Source organism: Paraburkholderia caledonica (assembly GCF_000383275.1).
GTDB lineage: Bacteria > Pseudomonadota > Gammaproteobacteria > Burkholderiales > Burkholderiaceae > Paraburkholderia > Paraburkholderia caledonica.
This window is the reverse complement of the sequence record NZ_KB911045.1, coordinates 81,721-106,772: the sequence shown is the minus strand read 5'-3', so window position 1 is coordinate 106,772 and position 25,052 is coordinate 81,721. Positions and strand designations below refer to the sequence as shown.

The 25,052-nt window shown below is 62.8% G+C and carries 23 protein-coding genes; 16 read left to right on the top strand and 7 right to left on the bottom strand.

Going from position 1 to position 25,052, the window contains the following annotated elements; all coding sequences use genetic code 11:
- Positions 1-163: 163 nt before the first annotated feature.
- From H281_RS0127540 to H281_RS0127530, 3 genes are all read left to right on the top strand, one after another.
- Positions 164-418 carry a helix-turn-helix domain-containing protein gene (locus H281_RS0127540; RefSeq protein WP_020070369.1) on the top strand — a complete coding sequence of 85 codons (255 nt, stop codon included), beginning with the start codon at positions 164-166 and terminating at the stop codon, positions 416-418.
- Between the two features lie 2 nt (positions 419-420).
- The gene (locus tag H281_RS0127535) at positions 421-1,761 is read left to right on the top strand and encodes a type II toxin-antitoxin system HipA family toxin (protein ID WP_020070368.1); all 1,341 of its coding nucleotides are present in this window, start codon (positions 421-423) and stop codon (positions 1,759-1,761) included.
- 283 nt (positions 1,762-2,044) lie between these two features.
- Positions 2,045-2,899: a helix-turn-helix domain-containing protein gene (locus tag H281_RS0127530; protein ID WP_020070367.1), complete on the top strand. Its 855-nt coding sequence runs from the start codon at positions 2,045-2,047 to the stop codon at positions 2,897-2,899.
- Between the two features lie 27 nt (positions 2,900-2,926).
- Here H281_RS0127530 and H281_RS0127525 read toward each other — a convergent pair whose 3' ends face one another.
- Both H281_RS0127525 and H281_RS0127520 read right to left on the bottom strand, forming a co-directional pair.
- Positions 2,927-4,777, bottom strand: coding sequence for an ATP-binding response regulator (locus tag H281_RS0127525; protein ID WP_027804999.1), 1,851 nt, complete (start codon positions 4,775-4,777; stop codon positions 2,927-2,929).
- On the bottom strand, positions 4,747-5,289 hold the full coding sequence (locus tag H281_RS0127520; protein ID WP_027804998.1) for a molybdopterin-dependent oxidoreductase: 543 nt from the start codon (positions 5,287-5,289) through the stop codon (positions 4,747-4,749). Before H281_RS0127520 ends, H281_RS0127525 begins: the two co-directional genes overlap by 31 nt.
- 220 nt (positions 5,290-5,509) lie before the next feature.
- Between H281_RS0127520 and H281_RS0127515 the strand changes: the two genes are divergently transcribed.
- A complete protein-coding gene (locus tag H281_RS0127515; protein WP_020070364.1) occupies positions 5,510-6,463 on the top strand; it encodes a phosphoribosyltransferase in 954 nt (317 codons plus the stop codon).
- A gap of 13 nt (positions 6,464-6,476) precedes the next feature.
- Here H281_RS0127515 and H281_RS0127510 read toward each other — a convergent pair whose 3' ends face one another.
- A complete protein-coding gene (locus H281_RS0127510) occupies positions 6,477-8,171 on the bottom strand; it encodes an ATP-binding domain-containing protein (protein WP_020070363.1) in 1,695 nt (564 codons plus the stop codon).
- A gap of 191 nt (positions 8,172-8,362) precedes the next feature.
- On the opposite strand from H281_RS0127510, the gene H281_RS0127505 reads away from it, so the two are divergent.
- Together H281_RS0127505 and H281_RS0127500 are read left to right on the top strand one after the other, a co-directional pair.
- Positions 8,363-8,989: a glutathione S-transferase family protein gene (locus H281_RS0127505; RefSeq protein ID WP_027804997.1), complete on the top strand. Its 627-nt coding sequence runs from the start codon at positions 8,363-8,365 to the stop codon at positions 8,987-8,989.
- A 156-nt stretch (positions 8,990-9,145) separates the two neighbouring features.
- The gene (locus H281_RS0127500; protein WP_027804996.1) at positions 9,146-9,754 is read left to right on the top strand and encodes a Fur family transcriptional regulator; all 609 of its coding nucleotides are present in this window, start codon (positions 9,146-9,148) and stop codon (positions 9,752-9,754) included.
- 61 nt (positions 9,755-9,815) lie between these two features.
- On the opposite strand, the gene H281_RS0127495 is transcribed toward H281_RS0127500, so the two are convergent.
- A complete protein-coding gene (locus tag H281_RS0127495; RefSeq protein ID WP_020070360.1) occupies positions 9,816-10,337 on the bottom strand; it encodes a response regulator in 522 nt (173 codons plus the stop codon).
- A gap of 316 nt (positions 10,338-10,653) precedes the next feature.
- The gene (locus H281_RS0127490; RefSeq protein ID WP_020070359.1) at positions 10,654-11,457 is read right to left on the bottom strand and encodes a TetR/AcrR family transcriptional regulator; all 804 of its coding nucleotides are present in this window, start codon (positions 11,455-11,457) and stop codon (positions 10,654-10,656) included.
- 74 nt (positions 11,458-11,531) lie between these two features.
- Between H281_RS0127490 and H281_RS0127485 the strand changes: the two genes are divergently transcribed.
- From H281_RS0127485 to H281_RS0127475, 3 genes are all read left to right on the top strand, one after another.
- Positions 11,532-13,115 (top strand): MDR family MFS transporter, encoded by a 1,584-nt coding sequence (locus tag H281_RS0127485; protein WP_020070358.1) that lies wholly within the window; start codon positions 11,532-11,534, stop codon positions 13,113-13,115.
- A 351-nt stretch (positions 13,116-13,466) separates the two neighbouring features.
- Entirely contained in the window at positions 13,467-14,516 is a 1,050-nt protein-coding gene (locus H281_RS0127480; RefSeq protein WP_027804994.1) for a hypothetical protein, read from the top strand.
- Positions 14,517-14,574: 58 nt separating this feature from the next.
- Entirely contained in the window at positions 14,575-15,648 is a 1,074-nt protein-coding gene (locus H281_RS0127475; RefSeq protein ID WP_020070356.1) for a TAXI family TRAP transporter solute-binding subunit, read from the top strand.
- Positions 15,649-15,700: 52 nt separating this feature from the next.
- On the opposite strand, the gene H281_RS0127470 is transcribed toward H281_RS0127475, so the two are convergent.
- Positions 15,701-17,143 carry an aminotransferase-like domain-containing protein gene (locus H281_RS0127470; protein ID WP_020070355.1) on the bottom strand — a complete coding sequence of 481 codons (1,443 nt, stop codon included), beginning with the start codon at positions 17,141-17,143 and terminating at the stop codon, positions 15,701-15,703.
- A gap of 113 nt (positions 17,144-17,256) precedes the next feature.
- Between H281_RS0127470 and H281_RS0127465 the strand changes: the two genes are divergently transcribed.
- From H281_RS0127465 to H281_RS0127435, 7 genes are all read left to right on the top strand, one after another.
- Entirely contained in the window at positions 17,257-18,144 is an 888-nt protein-coding gene (locus H281_RS0127465) for a DMT family transporter (RefSeq protein ID WP_020070354.1), read from the top strand.
- 127 nt (positions 18,145-18,271) lie between these two features.
- Entirely contained in the window at positions 18,272-18,880 is a 609-nt protein-coding gene (locus H281_RS0127460) for a GNAT family N-acetyltransferase (RefSeq protein WP_020070353.1), read from the top strand.
- 59 nt (positions 18,881-18,939) lie between these two features.
- Positions 18,940-19,797: a MerR family transcriptional regulator gene (locus H281_RS0127455; protein WP_020070352.1), complete on the top strand. Its 858-nt coding sequence runs from the start codon at positions 18,940-18,942 to the stop codon at positions 19,795-19,797.
- A 159-nt stretch (positions 19,798-19,956) separates the two neighbouring features.
- On the top strand, positions 19,957-21,552 hold the full coding sequence (locus tag H281_RS0127450; protein ID WP_020070351.1) for a flavin-containing monooxygenase: 1,596 nt from the start codon (positions 19,957-19,959) through the stop codon (positions 21,550-21,552).
- 49 nt (positions 21,553-21,601) lie between these two features.
- Positions 21,602-22,510 carry an SDR family NAD(P)-dependent oxidoreductase gene (locus tag H281_RS0127445; RefSeq protein WP_020070350.1) on the top strand — a complete coding sequence of 303 codons (909 nt, stop codon included), beginning with the start codon at positions 21,602-21,604 and terminating at the stop codon, positions 22,508-22,510.
- A gap of 70 nt (positions 22,511-22,580) precedes the next feature.
- Positions 22,581-23,462 (top strand): metal-dependent hydrolase, encoded by an 882-nt coding sequence (locus H281_RS0127440; RefSeq protein WP_020070349.1) that lies wholly within the window; start codon positions 22,581-22,583, stop codon positions 23,460-23,462.
- Positions 23,459-24,403 (top strand): alpha/beta fold hydrolase, encoded by a 945-nt coding sequence (locus H281_RS0127435; protein ID WP_020070348.1) that lies wholly within the window; start codon positions 23,459-23,461, stop codon positions 24,401-24,403. Before H281_RS0127440 ends, H281_RS0127435 begins: the two co-directional genes overlap by 4 nt.
- On the opposite strand, the gene H281_RS0127430 is transcribed toward H281_RS0127435, so the two are convergent.
- Positions 24,378-24,932, bottom strand: coding sequence for a putative glycolipid-binding domain-containing protein (locus H281_RS0127430; protein WP_027804992.1), 555 nt, complete (start codon positions 24,930-24,932; stop codon positions 24,378-24,380). The genes H281_RS0127435 and H281_RS0127430 overlap by 26 nt on opposite strands.
- Between the last annotated feature and the right edge of the window lie 120 nt (positions 24,933-25,052).

Sequence of the window (25,052 nt, the reverse complement as noted above, 5' to 3'; positions counted from 1 at the left end):
TCAATCGCGTGATCCGCGCAGTTCAGTGAGGACGCGGTTTATCTGCGAGACGAATAATGTGCAAATATCTCACAGATATTTTGCGTTTATTCGCCACACGAATATTTGCCAGATATTCGCACGGCGAATAAAATGCATTTATTCGTTCGACGGATATTTTGCCATGCTCCATCTCATCGCCACACCAGACCAGATTGCCCAACTGCTGGCTGCAAGCCGCCGGCAAGCGGGTCTTACGCAGGCCGAAGCCGCCGCACGAGTGGGCGTGAGCCAAAGCCGCATTTCGGCGTGGGAAACCGACGCGGCCGCGCTGACCGTCGCCCAGCTGCTATCGCTGTGCGGTGCTTATGGGCTGCAACTACAGCTGCGCGACAAAAACCAGCCGGCCTCCGCGCCGACGCTTTCCACCGAATGGTAAGCATGGCCCGCCCTACTCATTCACGCGCGCTTTCCGTCTGGGCGAACGGCGAACGCGTGGGCGTGTGGCGCCTTCCGGCCCGCGGTCCGATGGAATTTTCTTACGACGCCACATGGATCGGCTCGCCGGCCGGCCGGCCGCTGTCGCTCTCGCTGCCTTTCATGCCCGGCAACATCGCGCACAAAGGGCCGCGGGTGCTCAACTACTTCGACAACCTGCTGCCCGACAGCGACATCATCAGAAAGCGTATCGCTCAGCGCTACCGGACCGAGACGCTGGACGCGTTCGATCTGCTGCAGGCTATTGGCCGCGACTGCGTGGGCGCCGTCCAGTTGCTGCCCGAAGACGATGCGCCGGTGGGCGTAGACCGCATCGAGGGCACGCCGCTGACCGACGCCGAGATCGAGACCATGCTGACGCGCACCGTCAGCGCACCCGCGCTCGGCGCGACAGACGAAATCGACGATTTCCGCATTTCGCTTGCCGGCGCACAGGAGAAAACTGCGCTGCTGTGGCACGACGAACAATGGAAACGGCCGCACGGCGCGACGCCCACCACCCATATCTTCAAGCTGCCGCTCGGACTCGTCGGCAACAAGCTGGCGGATCTGAGCACGTCGGTCGAAAACGAATGGTTGTGCCTGCGCATACTGCGCGCTTACGGCTTGCCGGTAGCGAACACGGAAATCGTGACGTTTGGCAAGCAACGCGTGCTGAGCGTCGAGCGTTTCGACCGGCAACTGCATTCGAGCGGGCAATGGCTGCTGCGCCTGCCTCAGGAAGACTTTTGCCAGGTCTACGGCGTACCTTCGCACCTCAAGTACGAGAACGAAGGCGGTCCTGGCGTGCTGGATCTGGCGCGCGTGCTGCAGCAGTCGGTCACGGCCGCGCAAGACATCGAGACGCTGCTCGCGAGCCAGATTCTCTTCTGGATGCTCGCCGCGCCGGACGGCCACGCGAAAAACTTCAGTATTCGCCTGCTGGCGGGCGGCCAATACCGGCTGACGCCGCTCTACGACGTCATGTCCATCTGGCCGGTGGAGGGCAACGGACCTAACCAATGGTCGTGGTTCAAGGCTCGCCTCGCAATGGGCATGTGGTCGCGCAGCAAGCACGACGCTTTTCGCGACGTGCAGCGGCGCCACTTCAATACGATGGCACTCAAGTGCTCGTATGGCGCGAGCGCGGAACCGCTGATCGAGCGCCTGATCGGGCAGACGCCGAACGTGATAGAACAGGTTTCTGCAGAATTGCCCGAACGATTTCCGGGCAAGGTCGCCGAGCGGATCTTCAAGGGTCTGAGGAACTCCGCTACGAAACTTGCGAAGATGCCGGCGGCTTGACGTCGCCCCCGGGCGCTCGGTGGATACGGTCCGGTTTCGCCGGTAAAATGCATTTTATGCGCTACGCATAGCGGGTGCGCGAGTATGACCGTTAAATCTGTCGAATTTCCGGCTTTCCCTGACAGAAACAGCGGCACCTTTACAAAAACCCTGACCGCGGTGTTTTTACGGTACATTTGCTGTCCCCCCGCGTACTGCTTTGCCTTGTGTCCATGATGCACGGCCGCGCTACGCCTGCCGTATCGCCCCCACAGCCCTTTAAGACGGCGGATTTTCACGCAGTATGACCAACGAAACACACTCACCAGACTCCATCGCAGTCGCCGAGCGCGTGCGCGAGTTGATGAGCCGGCATGGAATCGGCAAGCGACAGCAAACCACAGAACTTTGCCGCATCCTCGATCTTAGTTTTTCGCAGGGGCACCGCAAGTTGCGCGGCAATAGCCCGTGGACCCTGTCGCAAATCAAGAAGGTCGCCGAGGTGTACGGCGAGCCCGCGGCGCAACTGTTCGGCGCTCAATCGCTCGACCCGGGCATGGTCGGCGCGATTGCGCAGGAGGCCGTGTTCTGCATCGGCGCAATCGAGTTGCCCTGCACCGCCTGGGTCGGCGCCGCGCTCGAGCCGGGCAGCCGGCCGGAATTCGTCGCGTACTCGAAGCTCGGCCAGTGGCGCGTTGCGCGTCACGACGGCACGCTCTACCAGAGCGCGTATGAAGTCCACAAGATCGAGATTTATCCGCGCCGTGCGGAAACGGACAAGCCGACCATCGCCGTTGTCGACGACGATCAGGCGAGCGCCGACAATCTGCGAGATTATCTCGAGCGCAGCGGTTTCACCGCAGTGGCGATTTACGGCCTTTCGGCTTTTGCCGAACAGTTGCAAACCCAGGTGTTCGACGGCATCGTGATCGACTGGCTGTTCGGCTCGCAGACATCGGCGGCCGCGATTCGCGCGGTACGCGCGTCGGAAAATCCCGACGCGCCGATCTTCGTGCTGACCGGCGAGCTGCTGACCGGCAAGGCGAGCGAATCGGAGATCAGCCAGGTGATCCGCAACTACGACGTCGCCTGCTACGAAAAGCCGGCGCGCATGGCGATTCTGGTGGCCGATCTGTCCAAGCGGCTGAACCGGCCTTGAGCGGGTCGTGAAACGCGCAGCGCTGTCCTAGACGGTATGCCGGGAAGCCAGCGCGCGCTGCAACGCGTTGCGCAGATCACCGTAATGTATCGGCTTTAATAACGCCTCGAAGAACGGCAGCGCGCCGTTCTCTGTCTCACCGCCGTGCTTCGCGCCGGCCTCCGGCGCATAAGCGCTGACCACGATCACCGGCACTTCCGACGACGGCCCGCCGCGCGCGGCCAGATCCGCGAGAAACGCGTAGCCGTCGCGTTCGGGCATGTGCAGATCGAGCAGCACGACATCGCAACGATGCGCATCGAGCCACGCGAGAGCATCGTCCGCATTGGCGACCGCGTGCGCGTCGAACTCCATATGCGCGACCATTTCACCGAGCGACTCCCGCATCAGCCGGTTATCGTCGACGATCAGCACGCTGGGCCGCGCGCCGCCAGGCTCGGCCCGCGCGGTGACGCCGGGCGCCTGAGCAGACGCGACCGGCGTAACAGGAATGGTCACGGTGAACGTAGTGCCCTCGCCCACCATGCTCGACACTTCAACGCTGCCGCCGAACAGCCTCACGAGACCCTGAACGATTGCGAGTCCCATGCCCGCGCCTTCGAAGCGGCGCGTGCGCGAACTGTCCAGCTGCGTGAACTCTTCGAAGATCAATGGAATCTGTGCCTGCGGCACGCCCGGCCCCGTGTCGCTCACTATGAAGCTCAGCAGCGCCGGCCGCTGCATCAGCTTCACCCGCACCGTGCCGGTTTCCGTATAACGGATGGCGTTGGTAACGAGGTTATTGACGATCTGGCGAATCCGGTGCGGGTCCGAATCGACGAGCCCGCTCACGCCGCTCGCCTCGCTCTCGAGCGTGAGGCCGCGCGCGGCGGCGGACATGGCATGTTCGTCGACAATCGACGCCAGCAGCTCGCGCGGCTCGAAATGCTCGTGACGCAGTTCGAGCTTGCCCGCGCCGAGGCGCGCGTAATCGGTCAGGTCCTTCATCTGCGCTTCGAGATGCCGCGCTGCGGTTTCGAGCCGCTGAATCACCTTGCGGTCGGCTTCAGAGTGATAGTTGAAGCCAAGCAACTCGATCGACGACACAATCGCGTGCAACGGCGTGCGCAGCTCGTGACTGATCATGCCGAGAAACGCGTCTTTCGCGAGGCTCGCCTCGCGCGCCGCACGGCTCGCCTGGTGCTCGGCTTCGAGCGCCGCGTGCTGCTGATGCATGAGGCGCGTGCGGCGCCGGCCGTTCACCACGAGCAGCAGCGTCGCCGCGGCGGACAGCAGCAGCAGGATCATGCCGCCTGCAAAAAGCAGCCGGCGCTTGTCGATGTAATCGCGGTTCATCGCTTCGCGGTCGGCGACATCGGCGAAACGGCGGCTCAGCGCGAGATCGTTCACTTCGTTCCAGTGCTGGCGCAATTGGGCGACGATCCGGTTGACTCCGCTGCGATCGTTGGGCAGTGACGCGACCTGAGGCGCCAGCTCGGTCAGCATGCGATCGAGCGCATGGATTTCGTCGAGTTGCCGTTGCACCAGTGCGACTTGCGTCGTGAGCCTCAGCGTGGAGCCTTCCATGACGTGCAGTTTCGATTGCAGCAACTGGTAGCGCAACGTGAGCCGCTGATAGTCGTCATCGACGCCCGCCTGGTAGAGCAACAACTGGTTTTCGAAGCGTGCGTAGGCGATTTGCAGTTGCGCCGCGTCCCAATAGAAGCCGTCGTACGAACCTGTGAGGGACTCGGTCGTGCCCGGATTGAGCAGGTTCGCGTAGAGCAGATAGCCGATCGCGCCGGCCGGCGCGGCGAGCGCGGTGAGCCAGATCAGCACATATAAAACCCGGCGCCACGGACGGCGCGTTACTTGACTATGAGTGCCTTGATCTGCCATACGAATTTCGAATCGCCCGAGGCGCCCGCGAGTTCATCGGGGAACGCGTCGCGCGGATAGATGAGGAACAGGGGCCCGAAGTCGCTGATCTTCAGGCGCCGGCCGTTCATGCTGTACGCCACAACCACGCCGTAGCGGTCGCAATCCGATACTGGGACCGTGTAGGTGTAGTCGTCGAGCGTGCGGATTTCAACCTGCGTGCCGTACGCACCAACCGTCTTCAGAATATCCGCGAGCAGCGGTCCTGTGAAGGTGGAGCGCGGCGTCCACGTCGTGGCGGTGGTGATCGAGTGGGCCGGCAGCGCAAGCAGCTGCGCCTCGGCGAAGCGATATGAACGGTGCGCCGCGTCGTTCGTCTTGCCGATTTTGCCGGAGACGTCGAGCGAGAGCGCCGCCGCGTCGGTCTGTGCCTGCACGCTCCAGGCGGTCAGCGCGAACATCAACCCCATGGCCCACCGCGCGCGTGCGTGCGCGCCAAACCTGCGTTGCAGTCTTGCAGTTACTTTGGTCATCTGCTCTTTTATTCCGTGGTCTGTTGTTTTTCTTGCGGCGCATCGCCCCGCATCTGCCGTCACACGCGCCACCCCGACGCGCGATCGCTGAACGGCATGCATAATATCGTCAAAATTCTTTGCAGGAAAAAACGAAGGCCCACCGCCGCGCTATCTGCCAACGCGCGTCGCGCTTCAGGCGGCGGTTTTCCCACACGCGTTGCGCGACCTCACGAGCGTTATGAACAAGCCGGTTTTGCCCCTCACCTATGAGCAACTCGATCACTGGATCGAATCGCTGCAACCCGCGTTGCTCGCCGAAGGTTTTGCGATGGCAATCGGCATTCTGCGAGGCGGCGCTCCACTTGCACTGATGGTTTCGCATTCGGCCGGCGCGCCGGTTGCGTTTCTGCGCTATGACCGCGCGTCGCGCACTGTGGCGTGGGACTCGACGCTGCCCATCCCGCCGGCCGGCTCGAAGGTCCTGTTGTGCGAAGACATTGCGGGCCGCGGCTTTACGCTGGTGGATTGCATTGCGTTCCTCAAACAGCATGGCCTCGATGTGAAGACGCTGACGGGCGCCGTCGACGACCTGAGCCGCACGCAGCCGGACTATGCAATCGACGCCCGCGGCTATTTCGCGCTATTCCCGTGGGAACGCCAGGCCTACACCGAGCGCTATCGCGACGACTGGGCGCGCGTCGAAGCAGGCGATGCGCCGGCAATGGCAGACGATCACCACTACGCGACTTATGCGATCGACCTCGACGGCATTCTGCTGCCCGACGTGCCGCTTGCGCGCTACGACGAAGATCTCGCGGCGGCACTGCTCGAACGCGATGCACTGCTGCCGTTCGAAGTGCTTCCGGGCATCGACCTCAAACGGGTTCGCACGATCATCACGGGCCGGCCTGAAATGGACCGCGCGCGCACGCAGGCGTGGCTGGAGCGGCACGGCTTCGGCCATATGCAACTGGTGATGCGCACGCCCGGCACGCACGACGAGAGCCCGGCCGGTGCGGCCGCTCACAAAGCGGCTGCGGCGCTCGCGGGCGGCGTCACGCACTTCGTGGAAAGCGATCCGGTGCAGGCTTTGCTGATTGCGCAGCAGGCGCCGCTATTGCGCGTGATCTGGTGGGACGCCCACACCCACACCGGTATGCTGGTCGGCGCGCGCGCGTGGGCGTCGGAGTGAGGGTGAGCGCGCGTCAGACTTCGCGCGCTTCCTTGTTCTCCTTTCTCTCCTTGCCGTCGCGCAAATGCAGATACTGGGCCGCGCGCTGCGAAGCGACGATGATGAGCTTCATTGTTGCCCGCGTGGCGCCGACAAACAGTTTGCGTGCGATACGTTCGTCGAATGCATTGAAGTCGACTTCAGTGAGAATCACGCAAGGCGCCGCCTGCCCCTTGAAACGATAGATCGATTCGAACAGAACGTCGCCGTCGCGATATTCTGGATTGCCAAACAAATCGTATTTCCCGGTAAAACTGCGCAGCCGATGCGGGCCGAGATGATCCTGCGCGGTCATCGCCGAGCCTTCGCGTCCGCGAAACGACAGCACCGCGATGTCCTGCTTGCGAAAGCCAAGCGACAGCGCCTGGGTGATCGCGCGCTTGGTTGCTTCGATGCTGCCCTCGGCGGCGTTCGCTTCGTCGTAGACCGACAGCGAAATGTCGGAGCCGTCGAATGGACTACCCGACGCAAGCGCCGCCGCAACAGGCACCGCTGCGCCGACCACGTCGCGCACGTAGTCGAGAATGTCGCGCGGGCTTCGGTAGTTGGTGGTCTCTTTCAGCGTGGTCCAGCCGGGCAGCGCCACCGGTTCGCGCATATAGAGATTCTGCAGCGGATCTTCGAGCCACCACCACGCGCCGCCCGGGCTCAGCAGGCGTTCGAGTGCGGCGACCCACGGCTCCTGAAAATCCTGGCCTTCGTCGACGATCAGCACGTCGAATTGCCAGCGCGCGTCGATCGGCGTTTCCGCAAACATCGCTTCGAGTTGATCGAACACCTGGCCTGACTCGAAATCGGGCTCGCGGCCCGCATCTCGCGCAATCCAGTCGCACAGTTGATGATAGTTAGCGACCTTCGCCTCGGGCGGTGCCACGCGCGAGATATGGTCGGCCAACGGCCGGTTGAAACACACATATAGCGGACGCTGGCCGCGCGCGACGGCGTCTTTCATTACCTGCACCGCCAGTTGCGTCTTGCCCGAGCCGGCCGTGCCGATCACGCGCAGGCGAAACGGCGAGAATTCGAGCCGCCGCGCCCACGTCGCAAGACCGCCCGCGAGCCGCGTGACGAGCGTGCCCGCCTGGCCGACGAGAGCACTTGCGTCGGGGGTAAGCGCGAGTTCATCGGCGAGGAAGTGGTGGATTTTCGACGCGCATGGCAGGCGCGGCTCATCGGCCGGCAGCGCTTCGCGAATCACTGCGGCGAGCCGGTCGCGGCGCGTCGCGTCGACGATCCGTGCGGGATTCACGCCTGCAATCGCGGCGTCCTTCACGATATGGTCGGGGCAATACAGCAATTCTTCGATGAAATAGGTGCCCGCGCCGAACGCGGCGGTAAAGCGCCGGTGCAACCCTTCGATGGTATGCGCGAGCGCGATCGCCACGTTGCGCTCGGTCTGCAGATAAACCTTGACGAGCCCCTTCGGGGTTTCGCGCAGAAAGCCCGTTTTCTGTTCGACGATCATTACGCGCCCGGCCGGACTGACGATCACAAAATCGGCCTCGCCGAAGACAGAAAAGTTCTGGTTGAGCCGCGTCCAGTGCACGCCGTGGTAGACCGTGTAATCGTCGGGCAGCGCTTGTTCCAGCAATGCGAGCGTTTCCCGCTCGCGCGACGCCGCCCCGGTGGCGGCGAGGCTCTTCCAGTCGTCGGGGACAATGCGGGCCATGCGGTGCCTCGTCGTATTTCGGTGCGCTCATTGTACGCAACGCATCGAGCAGCCGGCGCTCCGGCGTTCCGTTGCGAGATGGCCGCATCGCTGCGCACGCATCCAAACGTATGCGCATCGTGTATCGTTACTGGTTGAACGCCGAGCGCGATGCACGGCTTGCCAACTGTCGACAAAAAAGGATTAACCGGATGATTACGATCTGGGGACGCACGAATTCAGTCAACGTGCAAAAAGTCTTGTGGTGCTGCGATGAACTGGTGCTGCCGTACGAGCGCATCGACGCGGGCATGCAATTCGGCCGCAACAACGAGCCGGCGTACCTTTCAATGAACCCGACCGGCAAGATTCCCACGCTGGTCGACGACGACTTCGAACTGTGGGAATCGAATTCGATACTGCGTTACCTGGCGCTGCAGTACGGCGCGGGCAGTCCGCTGTATCCCGCCGAACCGCGGCTACGTGCGAGCATCGACCGCTGGCTTGACTGGTCGCTGTCCACTTTGCAACCGGCCGAGCGGCCGGTGTTCTGGACGCTCGTGCGCACGCCGCCCGAACAGCGCGACGCGGCCAGGCTCGCCGAAGACATCCGCACCGTTACCGCGCTGTGGCAAATGCTCGACACGCATCTGCAGGGGCGCTTCTTCCTTGAAAGCGACAAGTTTACGCTCGCCGATATCGTGATCGGCGCGTATGCAAAACGCTGGTTCGGCCTGGACGGCGTGGAGCGTCCGCCGTTGCCCAACCTGGAGCGCTGGTATTCGCGCATTGCGACCCGCCCGGGCTTCAAGAAATACGTCGACTTCCCGCTCACGTGAACCAGGGCGGCCAGAGGTGCGCAATCCGCGGAGCCGTGGAGGCGGTCGCCGTCGCCGGGCATGCCCGGCATAACCGTGTCCGGCGCGGCGACTCACGCCGACGCGACAACAGGTTGGCAACAGGCGCTGGCCATGGTTGACCTTTATAATCGACGCATGAAGAACGCCAAGTCCGCCGCTACCGCCGCAAACCCAGCCAGTCCCGCGCGCACGGCGAAAGCCGCAGCTTCCGCGGATGCCGTTGCGCAAGCGCCGGGGCACACGCACGGCGACTCGCCCGAAGCCGCGCTGGCTCTCGCGGAAGAGTATTGCCGCGAACGCGGCGAGAAGCTCACGCCGATTCGCCGCAAAGTGCTCGAATTGCTGCTGAACTCTGGACGTGCGACCAAGGCGTACTCGCTGCTCGACGACATGCGCCAGATTCATCCGGGCTCTGCGCCTCCAACGGTTTATCGTGCGCTCGACTTTCTGCTGTCGGCAGGTCTCGTGCATCGGATCGAATCGATTAATGCATTTACGGTGTGCCACGATCTGACGCAATGCCAGCACGGCATTCTGGTTGTTTGTCAGCAGTGCGGCAACGTCACCGAACTGCATCAGCCGAAGCTGCGCCAGGCGCTCGTCGCGCAAATCGAAGATGCGGGTTACCGGATCGCAAGCGACGAAATCGAATTGAAGGGATTGTGTTCCGCATGTCAGGCGGCAGAGGCAGCCGCGGCGGCTGCGCCGAAGACGGGATCGACGGCGCCCGTTGCGGCTAAATAGCGGCAATGTGTTGCGCTTGCGGCGCAAAGCCTTTCACGCTTCGCGCCGCGTTGTGACCTGCTCAACGGGCTCCGCGTGCACCGATGGCGTCGTGCAGCAGAGTCACCAGTTCTTCCGGTAACGCCGGTTTGGTCATGAAGTGCTGGAAGCCTTCGCCGATACTTCGCAAACGGTAGGCGTCGTCGGTATGTCCGGTCAGCGCCACCGCTACCGAAGGCGCGTGATCGCCGCGAATCTCGTGATCACGCAGCCGCTGGATCAGATAGAAGCCGTCCATGGCGGGCAGTTCGAGGTCGCATACCACCGCATCCGGCAGCAGCCGGACGGCCGCTTCGACGCCCTCTTCCGCATCCGCCACGGCAACGACGTTTGCCCCTTCCGCTTCCAGCAACAAGGTCAGCGATTCCCGGCTGTCCGGGTCGTCTTCTACGAGCACGATCGTGGCCTGATCGAGTCTCAATGCACCGTTCATTTTATGTTGTTGCTCTAAAAATCCGGTCAGGCCGTCAGGCTTGGCCAATGTGTCGCCCTGCTGGGAGGGTTGCTTGCCGCCGATTTGCGCGGCCGCGAAATTGCTGTTCATGGTTCCGACTCGAATTCATGTGCCGAGTTGCAAAAAAGGCCCACGATTGTAGACATGGCCCCCTGCAACGCGCGCACAGTAACGCGCCAAAATTGCACGCCAATGAAAAAACGGCTCCCGGCGTCCGGGGCCGACACCCGATTCGCCGCGGCGGCATTGGCGATTGATTGCTTTCTTGCCGCCGCGGCGTCTTTTCGTCATTCCTGCCGATTTCTTCTGCGATGCCCGCAGCCCCGTTGCCCGGCGTTCGCATTTACCCCACTGGTAGCACGTTATGTGCCGCGCATCGCATGACATGCAGCAAGTAGTTGCATGGTTAACCAATTTTCTTCGGACTAATGCCCTGCACCAGAAGCGCCACCGCGTGGCGGGCGATCTCGTCGCCGCCAATCAGGCGACGTTTGGGATCGCGGCGCCACAGCTTCGACGTGGCGAGGGGCAATAGCGTCAGCCCGAGCAGCGTAACGAACATCAGCGATGGCTCGAGCGCCGGATTCAAACGCCCTTCCTTCTGCCATCGCTCAATGGTGGCAAGCGACGTCTTCTGATTTGCGTCTCCGGAACGCTCCTGCATGCGCTGACGCAGCAGGCCGCTATCGCTGATGACTTCGCGCACCCACAGCGATGGAAACCACGGCCGCTCGACGGCTGCCTGCACCATGCGCTGTGCGAGCTGCGTGATCGCCGCGACGGGATCGTCGGCATGCTCCTGGAACGGCACGCCGAGACTCGCGCGCAACGGGCCGAAGCGCTCTTCGATGAGCACGTCGAGCAGCTGCTCACGCGTCTTGAAGTAGTAATGCATCATGGCCGGCGTAAAGCCCGCCTCGCGGGCAATCTCGCCGAGCGTCGTATCGACGATGCCTTGCCGCGCGAAAAGCTCGAGCGCCGCGTCGAGCAGACGATTGCGCTGCTCCGCTCCGCGCGAAGCGCCCGGCGGTCTGCCAGGCCGTCTTGAAGATGCGCCTTCTGACGCGGTTTTTGCCGGGGCGCCTGTCGCGGGATCTGCGGCAACCGCCGCCGTTTGCGCCGCGCGCTTGTGCACTTTCGTCGCCGAGCCGCTACCGCCGGAAGCCTTCGCGCCGCTCGTCTTCTTACCAACTGTTGGAGTTCTTGCCATTGCACTCGTTTGACGGGCGATAGAATGTCGCATATATTAATCTTCGAGTTAATTAATTTCAAGGCGCTAATGCCATGCAACAGCCCACACAACAAGCCGTGCTCGCCCGGCCGCAGCGATTGCTGAACGACGGCCCGCAGGCCGCTGTGACGCGACACGAGCCGGCTTCGGACCATTCGGTTGAACGAGCCGCCGACCATCCGCCGATTCGCCTTCTGTTCCCCGCGCTGTTGCTGGTCATGCTGCTCGCCGCGCTTGATCAGACGATAGTGTCGACTGCCCTCCCGACGATTGTCGGCGAACTGGGTGGACTCAATAACCTGTCGTGGGTCGTCACAGCCTATCTGCTCAGCTCGACGATCGTCGTGCCGCTGTACGGCAAGTTCGGCGATCAGTTCGGCCGCAAGATCGTGCTCCAGACGGCGATCGTGCTCTTTCTCGTCGGTTCCGCGCTGTGCGGCATAGCGCAAGACATGACCCAGTTGATCGTGCTGCGGGCATTGCAAGGGCTCGGCGGCGGCGGTCTGCTCGTCGTGACAATGGCCGCAATCGCCGACGTCATTCCACCCGCGCAGCGTGGCCGCTATCAAGGCGTGTTCGGCGGCGTATTCGGTCTCGCGACGGTAGTCGGTCCGCTGCTCGGCGGCTTTCTTGTCGAGCACCTTACGTGGCGCTGGATTTTCTATATCAACCTGCCGCTCGGCATCGTCTCGCTGGCTGTGATCGGCGCGGTCTTCAAGCCGCGTCTGCATCAAGTCAAGCACACCATCGACTATATGGGCGCTGCGTTTCTTGCAGGCGCACTCACCTGCATCATTCTGTTCACGAGCCAGGGCGGCACGATCTTGCCGTGGTCGTCGCCGCAATTGTGGATCACGCTCGGCATGGGACTCGTCGCGATCTGGGGTTTCATCCACGAAGAACGCAGCGCAGCTGAACCGATCATGCCGCTCGAACTTTTCAGGCAGCGCACGTTTTTACTGAGCAGTCTGATCGGCTTCATCGTGGGCGTGTCGATGTTCGGCTCCGTCACGTTTTTGCCTCTCTATCTGCAAGTGGTCAAAGGCTCCACGCCGACGGAAGCCGGCATGCAGATGCTGCCGATGATGGGCGGCCTCTTCGTCATGTCGATGGTGACAGGTCGTCTGATCAGCAAAATTGGCCGTTATCGCATGTTCCCTATTGCGGGCACCTTGCTGGTCGCGATCGCCATGATGCTGCTCGCGCGCCTGCAGATCGACACACCGATTCATGTGATGTATCTCGACATGGGCGTGCTCGGCTGCGGTCTCGGCATGGTGATGCAAGTGCTCATTCTCGCCGTGCAGAACACCGTCGAATTCAAGCATATGGGTGTGGCCACATCGGGCGCCACGTTGTTTCGCTCGATTGGCGGATCGATCGGTGTGGCCGCGTTCGGTGCCGTGTTCTCCAACGGCCTTGCCGCAAGGCTCGAAAAGCTGATCCCGCCGGACACGGAATTGCCGCACGCACTCGGACCCGCCGCGATCCGCCATTTGCCTGACGCATTGCGCGCCGACTATCTACAGGCATTTGCCGGTGCGTTGCATACCGTGTATCTCTCCGCGGCGTGTGTCGTATTGCTCGCATTCGTGCTCGCGTGGCTGCTGAAGGACCATCCGTTGCGTGAGCATTGAACCATCGCGCATCGGTCGGGCGCGTCATGGAAATATTGATTGCATGCGCCCGAAATTTGTCTGCGAAATGCGCGCCCTACCATAAAAAGAATCGCGCGCGTTCGTCCTCATGATGTGCACGATCATTCGTCCTACCTGGTAATGTGCGGTAGCGCACACAACATAGGGTCGATCGTCCATTGACGTCCGCTTCGAAACGCCACATATTGAAAACGACGGCGCGCAGGCCTCGCTTGCCCGCTCGGACTCTCTGGCGCATGTAGATCGTGGTTTCCGCGGACACTCATACCGCTTCAAGCGCGATCGGAAGCATGCCGTAACGGCATTGTTTTCCTCAGTTGGAGCCATAGCATGTCCACTCAGACCTTAGCCGGCGATCGCTTTCCGACGCCATGCAAACAATGTGGCGGAGCCCTCTACCGGCGAGTGGATCATTGCCCGTATTGCGGCTCGGTTCATCCGCTCGATGCCGACGCACGCCCACCTGTGCGCAGCGCGCTGCACGAGAGTCGAGCCAGCACGCTGAGCATGTCGATGTTGAACGACGGTTTCGGCGCGCCGGCGCTCAACGAGCCCGACTTCCCCGGCGGCGCATTGCATGCCGGCCTCAACCTCGCTCCGGCAGGCGCGCTTCAGGCGTCGTCATCGTCGCTGCTTTCGCCCGAGACGCCGCTGTTGCCCGTTGCCGATCCTGCCGAACTGCCGCATCGCGCGGGTCTGCATATGCGCCACGCGGTACTCGCGACCGCGACCATTGTCGCCGCGGGCCTGGCGTATGTCGGCTACGCGCTATTCAACGACAGCCGCGACCTGCATTCCGGCAACGGCGAGCAATCCGCAGAAACCGCCCGCGACGCCAGAACGACGACGGGGACCATCGCGCGATACTCGCCCGATCAGGCAGCCGACTCGCGCATCGCTGCGATGCCGGGCAAATCCACTGGCACAGAAGGCGTGCGAAACACCGTACAGGCAATACCGGCCACTGTACCGATCGCAGTGGTTTCAGCGAAAACGGCCACACCGCAATTCCACGACGGCGCGCAAGCACTGCGGGCGGCCCGCACCGCATTGCGCGCCAACGATCTGAGCGCGGCGCAAGCGGCCCTGGGAGCAGCGCAATCGCTGCAACCCGAGAGCAGCGACGCGCAAAGTCTCGCCGCCGAAATGAAGCCGTTGACCGCGCGCCGCGACGCCGCGTTGCTGGCGGCGCAGATGTGCGCCGATCATCAAACATGGCCGTGCGCACGAGAGCATGCGAACGAGGCGCTGGCGCTAGACACCGGCAACGACACGGCAAAGACGATCCTCGAGCGTGTGATTCGCGAAACTGGCTGGGCACCGCTCAGTACCCAGACAACGAGCAATGCCAGGCTGCCGCGGCAGCCGGCCGTCCAATAGTTCGGATACCGAATTTAATGGCTGGAAAATTGCCAACCCGACCCGATAGGTGCAGACCATGCTAAAGAGATTTCTGACGGGATGGCTGGGAGCGATGCTGCTGATCACGTCTTCGCTGCTGAGTGCCGAACCCGCGCACTACAAGATCGTCACGGGCCCCGAACGCGGCACCTACATTCAGATCGGTCAGGACCTGTCGAAATGGGTCGCGCAGCCGGCGGGCATCGACCTCGCCGTGGTCGCGTCGAAAGGGTCTGCCGAGAACGTACAGCGCATGCGCTTCGAGCCGGGCGTGAAACTCGCGCTGGTGCAGTCCGACGTGTATCAGGCGTACATCGACATGGCCAACTCGGGCAATCCCGACGCCGGTACCGCGATCCGCCCGCTGCGCCTCATCATGCCGCTCTACGACGAAGAAATTAACGTCGTGGTGCGCGCGGATTCGCCGCTCAAAAGTCTAGGCGACATCAGGGACAAGACCATCAGCGTCGGCCTGCTCGGCAGCGGGACCGCGCAATCGGCGACTACCCTGTATCGCCTTATGTTCGGTCAGCCTATTCCCGAACAGAACATCCAGCACCTGAGCAACGAAGATGCACTGGCCGCATTGATCGTCAAGAAAGTGGACGTCGCGATCATCGTGGTCGGCCAGCCGGCAAAACTGTTCAACGATATGAACCCGGAACTGCTGCAGCAGATCCGTCTGCTGAAAGCCGAGCCCACGGCACCCGAAACCGTCCGTGCGAAGCAGACCTATTTCCCCGCCACGATCCGCGCGAGCAGCTACCCGAACTGGCTGAAAGAAGACGTGCCCACGCTGACGGTCAAGGCCTTCCTCGTCACCTATGACTACGGTCTGCGCGATACCGTCGGCAATCTGAATCATTTTGCCGACTCGCTATGCGCGAACTTCGACAATCTGCAGGAGCATGGGCATCCGAAATGGAAGCAGGTCAAGCTGGAATTGCCCAGCCTCGTGCGCGGTTGGAAATATTACCCGCCTGTAGAGAAGCATTTACGCGCCTGCCTTGCGAACCGCAGCGCAGGCATCAACGCGGCCGCGGCTCAGGTCTCCGAAAAACCGCGTAGCAACTGTACGAATCAGGAGCGCCTGCTTCTGCTGTGCAAGTAGTAATACATGCGAATGCGGAGCGCCAGTGCATGTGTGAGCGCTCCTGCCGCGATTACGCCCGCTTGCGCTCGCCGGATGCGGCAGCGCTCTCCATCGCGCGCTGCAAGGCCTCGTACACTTTCGGCCGGTTGCATTGCGAGACGTTAAAGCGCAGGTAACCGGTCGCCGATTGCGAGACGCTGAATACATTGCCCGGTGCGAACACGACATCTGCGCCTAGCGCATGGCGCGCGATGTCGGCGGCGTCGAGCGAATCGGGCAAGCGAGCCCACACGAACATGCCCGCACGCGGCTGCGTCCATACGTCGAGGCCCGCGTAGTTGAGGCGGCGCATGGTTTCGCCCATCGCGTCCGCGAGTTTCGTGCGCATCGACTCGAGATGACGCCGGTAAGTACCGTCCACCAGCAACCGATGCACGACGCTCGCCGTGAGTTGCCCATTGCCGAACGACGTGGCGAGCTTCAGGTCGATCAGCGGCTCGATCCATTCGGCGCGCGCGGCGATGTAGCCGCAACGTGCCGCCGCGGAAAGCGTCTTCGAAAAGCTGCCGATCGACACCACGCGCGTGAGCCCGTCAAAGGCGGCAAGCCGCGGCGCGGGTTCGTCTTCGAAGTCCGCGAAGATATCGTCCTCGACGACGATCAGTCCGTGTTCGCCGGCGAGCTTGAGCAGCCGATGCGCGACCGCCGGCGCGAGCGTCGCGCCGGTGGGATTATGAATCGCTGAGTTAGTCACATAGAGCCGCGGACGATGCTCGATCAGCGCGCGCTCGAAGGCCGCGAGGTCCGGACCCGACGGCGTATAAGGCACGCCGACGATGCGCGCGCGATGCGCCCGCAACAGCGCCTGGAAGTTGAAATAGCACGGGTCGTCGATCAGAACCGTGTCCCCCGGTTCGAGCAGAAAACGGCACACCAGATCGAGCGCGTGCGTGCCGCCGTCGGTGAGGACGATCTGTTCGGGCGGCGCTTCCACGCCGTGCTGCGCGAGCCGCCAGGCAAGCTGCTGACGCAGCGCGGGCAGGCCATACGGGTTCGCATAGTCGGCGAGCGGCGATTGCGCATCGCGCGCTATGGCCCGCAACGCGCGACGCACGCCGTCCTCGGGCAGCCAGGAGGCCGGCATCCAGCCGCAACCCGGCTTGAGCACCTTGGAGCCGGGTTGTAACGACTGGCGAGTGAGCCATAGCGGATCAACCTCGCGATCGAGGCGCGGCCCGAGATCGGCGAGCGCGAGCGGCGGCGCATGGCCCGACACGAAAAATCCCGAGCCGCGCCGGGCCACGATCGCGCCTTCAGCAACGAGCCGGTCATACGCCTCCACCACCGTCGACTTCGACACACCGAGCGTTTCGGTCATGACGCGGATCGACGGCACGCGCGCGCCGGGCATCAGCGAGCGGCTCGCAATGCGTTCGCGCAGATTGTCCATGACGATGCCTACGCGTGTTCCTTGCGGTTTCCCGAGTTCTCGCATCTGCCCACCTTGCTCCATCTGTACTGCTCCTTCGTCGGTACAGTTTGCACGAATTGTACTGATCCGTAGCTTAACCTTTTCGCGATGAAAGCGGATGCTATACGCTTCATTCCAATACGCATGGACCTTAGATGGACAAGACAACGAATGGCTGGCTGAGCGGGCTCATAGGCGTGCTGATTTTCAGCGGCTCGCTGCCGGCCACGCGCATCGCCGTGCAAGGGCTCGATCCGGTGTTCCTGACGGTGGCGCGCGCGACCATCGCGGGCACGCTCGGTCTGTTGCTGCTGCTCGTGTTCCGCGAGGCGCGTCCCGCGCGGCGCGATATGGTTCCGCTCGTAATCGTCGCGCTCGGCGTGGTGGTCGGTTTTCCGCTTCTGACCGCACTTGCGCTGCGCCACGTGAGTTCCGCACACGCGATCGTGTTCGTCGGACTGCTGCCGCTTGCAACCGCGATCTTCGGCGTGCTGCGCGGCGGCGAACGTCCGCAAGCGGCCTTCTGGTTCTTCTCGGCGCTCGGCAGCGGCGCGGTGGTCGCGTTCGCGATGCGCCACGGTCTCGACGCGTCTCCGGTGGGCGACGCGCTGATGCTCGCCGCGATCGTCGTGTGCGGGCTGGGCTATGCGGAAGGCGCGCGGCTATCGCGGCATCTCGGCGGCTGGCAGGTTATTTCGTGGGCGCTGGTGCTGTCGCTTCCGCTGATGTTGCCGCTCGCATGGTGGACCCGCCCGGCTTCTTTCGAGGGCGTCAGCCATGCAGCGCTTTGGGGGCTCGCGTATGTGTCGCTGTTCAGCATGCTGATCGGCTTTGTATTCTGGTATCGCGGCCTCGCGCTTGGCGGCATCGCAGGAGTCGGACAGTTGCAACTGCTGCAGCCGTTTTTCGGCCTGGTGCTCGCGGGGTTGTTGCTGCACGAACAGGTGCCGCCTTCGATGATCGCGGTCACCGTCGCAGTGGTAGCGTGCGTGGCCGGCGCCCGGCACTTCTCCAAAGCGACGCCGGCGCGCCGCACGGCCTGACCTGGCGCCGAGTCCTCACGCAACGATTTTTGTCCGGCTTCAAATTTGCGCGCGCGGCGGGCATAGTCAAACGTATCCTCAGAAGAAGAGAAACGACAGGCCGGAGCCGGCCGCACCAGGACCACGTATGACCACAGCCCGCCCCGCATCCGGCGCCCCGGACGCAACCGCTGCAAGCGCCGCAACCGCTGAGTCGACCGGCAGCGACCCGCTTATCCGCGACGCAATCGAAGCCGACCTGCCCGCCATTCAGGCCATTTACGCGCACCATGTGTTGACCGGCGTCGCGTCGTTCGAGGAAGTGCCGCCATCCGTGGACGATCTGCGCATGCGGCTCGCGTCGGTGCGCAGCCATGGACTGCCGTACATGGTCGCCGAGATTGGCGGAGAGGTCGCGGGCTACTGCTTCGCGACGCCGTACCGCCCTCGCGCGGCGTACAGGAACACCATCGAAGATTCGATCTATGTGAGCGACGCCTATCGCGGACGAGGCCTCGGCCGCGTGTTGCTACAGGCGCTGATCGACCGATGCGAAACCGGGCCATGGCGCCAGATGGTCGCCGTGATCGCGGACGGCGGCAGCGGCGGATCACTGTCGCTGCATAAGCAGTTGGGTTTCGAGTTGACCGGCACGTTGAGGGCAGTCGGTTTCAAACATGGCAGATGGCTCGACACCACACTGATGCAGCGGACTTTGGGTGCGGGCGCTTCGACGCCGCCTGACTACGAAACCTGAAGCTGCAACCCGAGCGTCGTGCTGGTCCGCCTCCATACAGCGGGGGTAAAATTCCGGGCATGCCTAACACGCCGCCCGCCACGCCGCCCTCCACCTCGCCGCCGTCCTCGTCCGGCGCCTCGGACACGTCCGCAGGCGCCGCGCCGCGCAACGAGTACACCGTCGACGAACTCGCGCGCGTCAGCGACACAACGGTGCGAAACGTGCGGGCGTATCAGGACCGCGGTCTTCTCGCGCCACCGGAAAAGCGCGGCAGAGTGGGCGTGTATAACGACGCTCACGTGTCGCGTCTGAAGCTGATCAATCATCTGCTCTCTCGCGGCTACACGCTCGCGAACATCCAGGATCTGATCAAGGCCGTGGACGAAGGCCACGATCTTCGCTCCATTCTGGGCCTCGAAACCGCGATCGGCGGCCGCTGGTCGCGCGAACATCCAAAGAAGTATTCGTTGGTCGAACTGCTGCAAATGTTCGGCGACAAAGCGTCGCCGAGCGCGCTCGCGAAAGCGGTCGATCTCGGCCTGCTGGAGCGAGAGGGCCTGTCGTTCGTGTCGGGCAGTCCCACTGCACTCGCCGCTGGCGCCACGCTCGCGAAAGAAGGCATTCCGCTGGCCGATCTGCTCGACGCCGTCGGCGTCGCACGGCCGCATTTCAGCGCGATCGCCCACGCACTGGTCGATCTGGTGGTTCGCCAACTGGACCGCTACGATCCGGACGCGCTGCCGCCGCCCGCCGACGTGCCGGCCCTCGTGGATGCGATCTGGCGCGTGCGGCCGCTCGCTATGGTGCTCGTCGAGAGCGAGATGAATCGAGCGCTTGAAGAGGCCTCTGGCGACTACCTCGGCGATCGCGTCGCGGCCATCATGGAAAAGAAACTGGCTCGCTCCGCCGGTCAACCGAAGCGGCCAAAGAAATAATCCGATGCGCCGGTCGGCGCTTCGTCAGCAATGGCCTGAGTCTCCGCCTTTCCAACCTAGAGTTTCGCGTCTAGACGTGCTCTTGCGTCGTCCGTCCTTCCGCCCTATCGTTACATCACTCAATGTAACAGTTATCAGCGTAATAGGGAGGCGATCCGGATGAACGCACGCATGCCACACGACGCCGCGGGCCACGGCGCGTTCGCGCCTATCGAGACGGACATCGCCATTATCGGGACCGGCTTTGCGGGGCTGGGCATGGCGATTCGCTTGCGGCAATCCGGCTTCACCGACTTTATCGTTGCAGAAAAGGCCGAGTCGGTCGGCGGCACATGGCGCGACAACCATTACCCGGGCTGTGCATGCGACGTGCAATCGCATGTCTATTCATTTTCGTTCGCACCGAACCCGCGCTGGACCCGCATGTTCGCGCGTCAGCCGGAAATCCGCGCATATCTCGAGGAATGCACGCGACGCTTCGGCGTGGAGCGTTATCTGCGCTTTGGCCATGAACTCGTGAGCGCGGTCTACGACGACACGCGCCACCGCTGGCAACTGCGTTTCGCCAACGGGCAACAGTGGTCCGCGCGCGTACTGATCCCCGCGATGGGCGGCCTCTCGCGCGCGGCGATACCCGACATTCCCGGCATTGAACGATTCAAGGGCAAGGCATTTCACTCGCAGCACTGGGATCACGCCTATCCGCTCGAAGGCAAGCGCGTCGCCGTGATCGGCACCGGCGCCAGTGCGATCCAGTTCGTGCCGCAAATCGCATCTCGCATCGCGCATCTCGATGTGTTCCAGCGTACGCCGCCGTGGATCATGCCGAAGGCCGACCGAGCGGTGCGACCGTTCGAGCAGTGGCTTTTCAGGCACGTGCCCTTCACGCAAAAGATCATGCGTTCGGCGCTCTACTGCATGCTCGAATCGCGCGCGCTCGGATTCGCGATCCATCCCTCGCTAATGAAGACCGCGCAGAAAGTCGCCGAGCGGCATTTACGTCGCCAGGTGCCCGACCCGAAATTGCGCGCGACGCTCACGCCGAATTACACAATGGGCTGCAAGCGCATTCTGATCTCGAACGACTACTTACCCGCTTTATCGCGGGCGAACGTAACGGTGACGACGAGCGCTATCGAGCGCATCGACGAAGACGCGGTCATCACGAGTGACGGCGTGCGTCATCCGGTCGACTGTCTGATCTTCGGCACCGGCTTCCAGGTCGCCGATCCGTTCGCGCGAGGTGTGGTGCGGGGACGCGACGGCGTGGACATCGTCGATACGTGGCGTGACGGCGCGCATGCCTATCTCGGCACGGCATTGCCTGGTTATCCCAACTTTTTCATGATCGTGGGTCCGAACACGGGACTCGGCCATAACTCGATGGTGTTCATGATCGAGTCGCAAGTCGAGTACATTTTGCGCGCACTGAAAACCATGCGCAGTGAGCGTGCCGAGGCGATTGAAGTTCGCCCGCAGGTGGAGCGTGCGTACAACGAAAAGATCCAGTACAAACTCGGCCGCGCAATCTGGTCGACGGGCGGCTGCAAGAGCTGGTATCTCGATCCGAGAACCGGCAGGAACACCACGCTGTGGCCGGGGTTCGCGTACAAATTCCGCCAGGCCACCAGCATCTTCAGTATGGACGATTACTTCGCTTTCACGTCAGCGCCCGGGACAACGATCGCGCACACTGCCTCGCCGCACAGCGTGCACGGCAGCGCGCAGGCTGCCGCGTCGGCTGACGTCACCTGAAACACACATAACGACAACGCACATTCAGAGAGGACGGGAGATAAAACCAATGAAGCATTTCAACGATAAGGTCGCTGCGATCACAGGCGCGGGTTCCGGCATGGGCCGCTCGCTCGCGATCCGGCTCGCGCGAGAAGGCTGCCACCTGGCCCTTGCCGATCGCAACGCGACGAGCCTCGAGGAGACCGCTCGACTTGCGCAAGCCGCCGCGCCACATATCGTCGGCGCGCCGCTGCTGATCACAACCGCTGTGTTCGATGTCTCCGACCAAGCCGCAATGTTCGCGTGGGCGGCGGAAACCGTCGAGCAGCATCGGCGCGTGAACCTCGTGTTCAACAACGCGGGCGTCGCTCTGTCCAGTACGATTGAAGGCATGGAATACGCGGATCTGGAGTGGATCGTCGGCATCAACTTCTGGGGCGTCGTGCATGGGACCAAGGCGTTTCTGCCGCACTTGAAGGCGTCGGGCGAAGGTCATATCGTCAACACATCGAGTGTATTCGGCCTTTTCGCTCAGCCTGGCATGAGCGGCTACAACGCGACGAAGTTCGCGGTCCGCGGCTTCACCGAGGCACTGCGTCAGGAACTCGATCTGATGAAATGCGGCGTGTCGGCTACCTGCGTGCATCCGGGCGGCATCCGCACAAACATCGCGCAGTCGAGCCGCATTGCGCCGAACATGGTCGGCTTCATGCTGGAGAACGAGCAGCAAGGCAAGGACGATTTCGAAAAGTTCTTTATCACGACCGCCGACGAAGCCGCCCGTACGATTCTCGACGGCGTGCGCAGGAACAAGCGGCGCGTGCTGATCGGCCGCGATGCACGCGCCGCCGACTGGCTCGCGCGCACGTTGCCCGCCGCTTACCAGGCACTTGTCGTGCTGCAAACGCGGCGCATGAAGCACAGTGCGGAGAAACGCGCCCGGCGCGCGGCGCAACTTGCCGGCAGGCGCGCTTGATGGTGCGCGCCCGATGGTACGCAACTGACAGCACCATCCAGACGCTCATAGAATCACGAGGAGAAAGGCCATGATGCCCGTTCGCCGCGACTTACGCTTCAACCTCCCGCAGGACCGTGCATGCGACTGGCATGCGCAAGGCTCGCATGTGACCCACTTCTTCAACGCGCTTTCGCTGCTCTTCCCCGCCGGCGAGCGCTTCTTTATGGACAGCGTGCGCAACTATCGCGATCAGATTGACGACCCGGTGCTGAAAAAGCAGGTACTCGGTTTTATCGGCCAGGAAGCGATGCATACGCGCGAGCACGTCGAATACAACGATCTGCTGGAACAAGCCGGTTTGCCCGCGCATAAGCTCGACAAACGGCTGTGGGCGATTCTCAACTTCGGCCGCAAGGTGCTGCCGCATTCGTATCAATTGGCCGTCACCGTGTGCCTCGAACATTACACGGCCATGCTCGCGGGCTTGCTGCTCGAGGACGCGTCACGCATCGAAGGTTCGATCGACGGTTACGCGCAAATGTGGACGTGGCACGCACTGGAAGAAACCGAGCACAAAGCCGTTTCCTACGACGTGTGGAATACGGTACTCGAGCCTGGACTCGGGCGTTATCTGTTACGTACAGGCGTTATGCTCGGCACCACCATCACCTTCTGGCTGATCGTGTTCGACTTTCATGTGCGTCTGCTGATTGCAGACCGCAAACGCGGCGGTCATCTGCGCGGCATGTGGCGCGTCGTGAAATACCTGTACGGCCCGCGTCATGGCGTCTTTCCGCGTATAGCCGCTGAATGGCTGAGCTTTTTCCGGCCCGGCTTTCATCCGTGGGATCACGACAATCGCGCGCAACTCGCGCGGATCGACGGCCTGGTAGCGGCGGTCGACGCCTCCAACGCGGCCGCCCCGAATTCGCGTAGAGCAGCACGGCGCGGCGCGCAGGCGGCCGCGTGATACGCGACACGTTGCCGGTGGATGCCGGCGACGTGCGGCTTGCGGCCTACGTGAGCGGCCCGCGTGACGCGCCGCCGATCGTGCTAGTGCACGGCTATCCGGACTCGGCCGCCGTATGGGAACCGGTGCGCGTGCAACTCGAATCGCGCTACCGCGTCATAAGCTATGACGTGCGTGGCGCCGGCGCATCGCAAGCGCCGGCCGCACGCGACGGATACCGTATTGAACGACTCGCTGCCGATCTCTGCGCAGTCGTGAACGCCACCTGCGGTGCGCAGCCCTTTCATCTGGTCGGCCACGACTGGGGTTCGATTCAAAGCTGGGAAGCCGTAATCGACCCGCAGTTCAAAGGACGCATCAAGTCATTTACCTCTATCTCGGGCCCGTGCCTCGATTACGCTTCGGTCGCGTTGCGCAGCACGCGTGACTCTCACAAAAAACGTAGGATGGCGAAGCAATCGCCGCGCTTCAGCATTCGTCAATTGCTCAGATCCTGGTACATCTTCTTTTTTCATTTGCCATGGCTGCCGGAACTGGTGTGGCGCATGGGCGGAGTGCGCATGTGGCCGCTGTGGCTACGAATGACGGAACGCGTTGACGCGCCGCGTGACCCGACGCAAATGCGTAACGCGATCAACGGACTGAACCTCTATCGCGCGAATTTCATCGACAAACTCCTGCATCCGCGCGCACGCCACGTGCACGTGCCCGTTCAGTTCATCGTGCCGTTGCATGACCGCTATGTCGGGCCGGAATTGTCGGTGGGCCAGGAAGCCTGGCTGGGACCCTATGACCGCGTCGAACTCGACGCAGGTCATTGGGTCGTGCTGCGCGAGCCGCAACTAGTTGCTGCAAACATAGAGCGCTTTGTGGCGCGACATCTGGCAGAGCCGGGTGGCCCAGTCGCGCCCACGTTCAACGCTCGCGCGGCAGGCGAGTGAATAGCGTCGGATAGTCAATGACAAGGCCGTCGTCGTCGACTTTCATATTCGCTGTGAAGTCGCGGAATATGCCTTCATAGCGGTACTCGCGATTCAATTCAATGCACGAATACGCCTGCTCGACGCGAGTGACCTGCAAGTCCGGTGTGGAAATGTACGCGACCTGTATAGGTCGACGCTCACCTTGCGTGAGTTGCAGCCGGCGAATCGGCAACGTATTAGTGAACGGCGTGGCGGCAATGTCGATATCAATGCATCCTTCAATTGCGCTCAACAGAAGGCCGTGCCCATCGCGCCAGTTGCCCTCGCCGTCGCCGTGCAGTTCCAGTTCTCCGCCGCCCACGATCTTCAGCCATGCGTAACGCGTGCGCCATTGCGCATCGCAGCGCACTTTATAGTGCAACCCGTAAGCCTTGCCGTAGCGCTGCCCGACCACGACGCTTTCCACTTCGAAGCCGTCGTCGCGTGCGTCGAACGACAGGTGTTCGATTCCCTCGGCCTCTTGCGATGCCCACCGTACTTCCCGCATCAGATCGCCTCCTATGATGAAACGCGCAGCAAGCGCGTCGCGCTTCATATCGTAGCGCGAACGCGGGGCGCTCGCCGATGTGCGTGCCTACCGCCACATCGTGCGGATGCTTTGCAAATA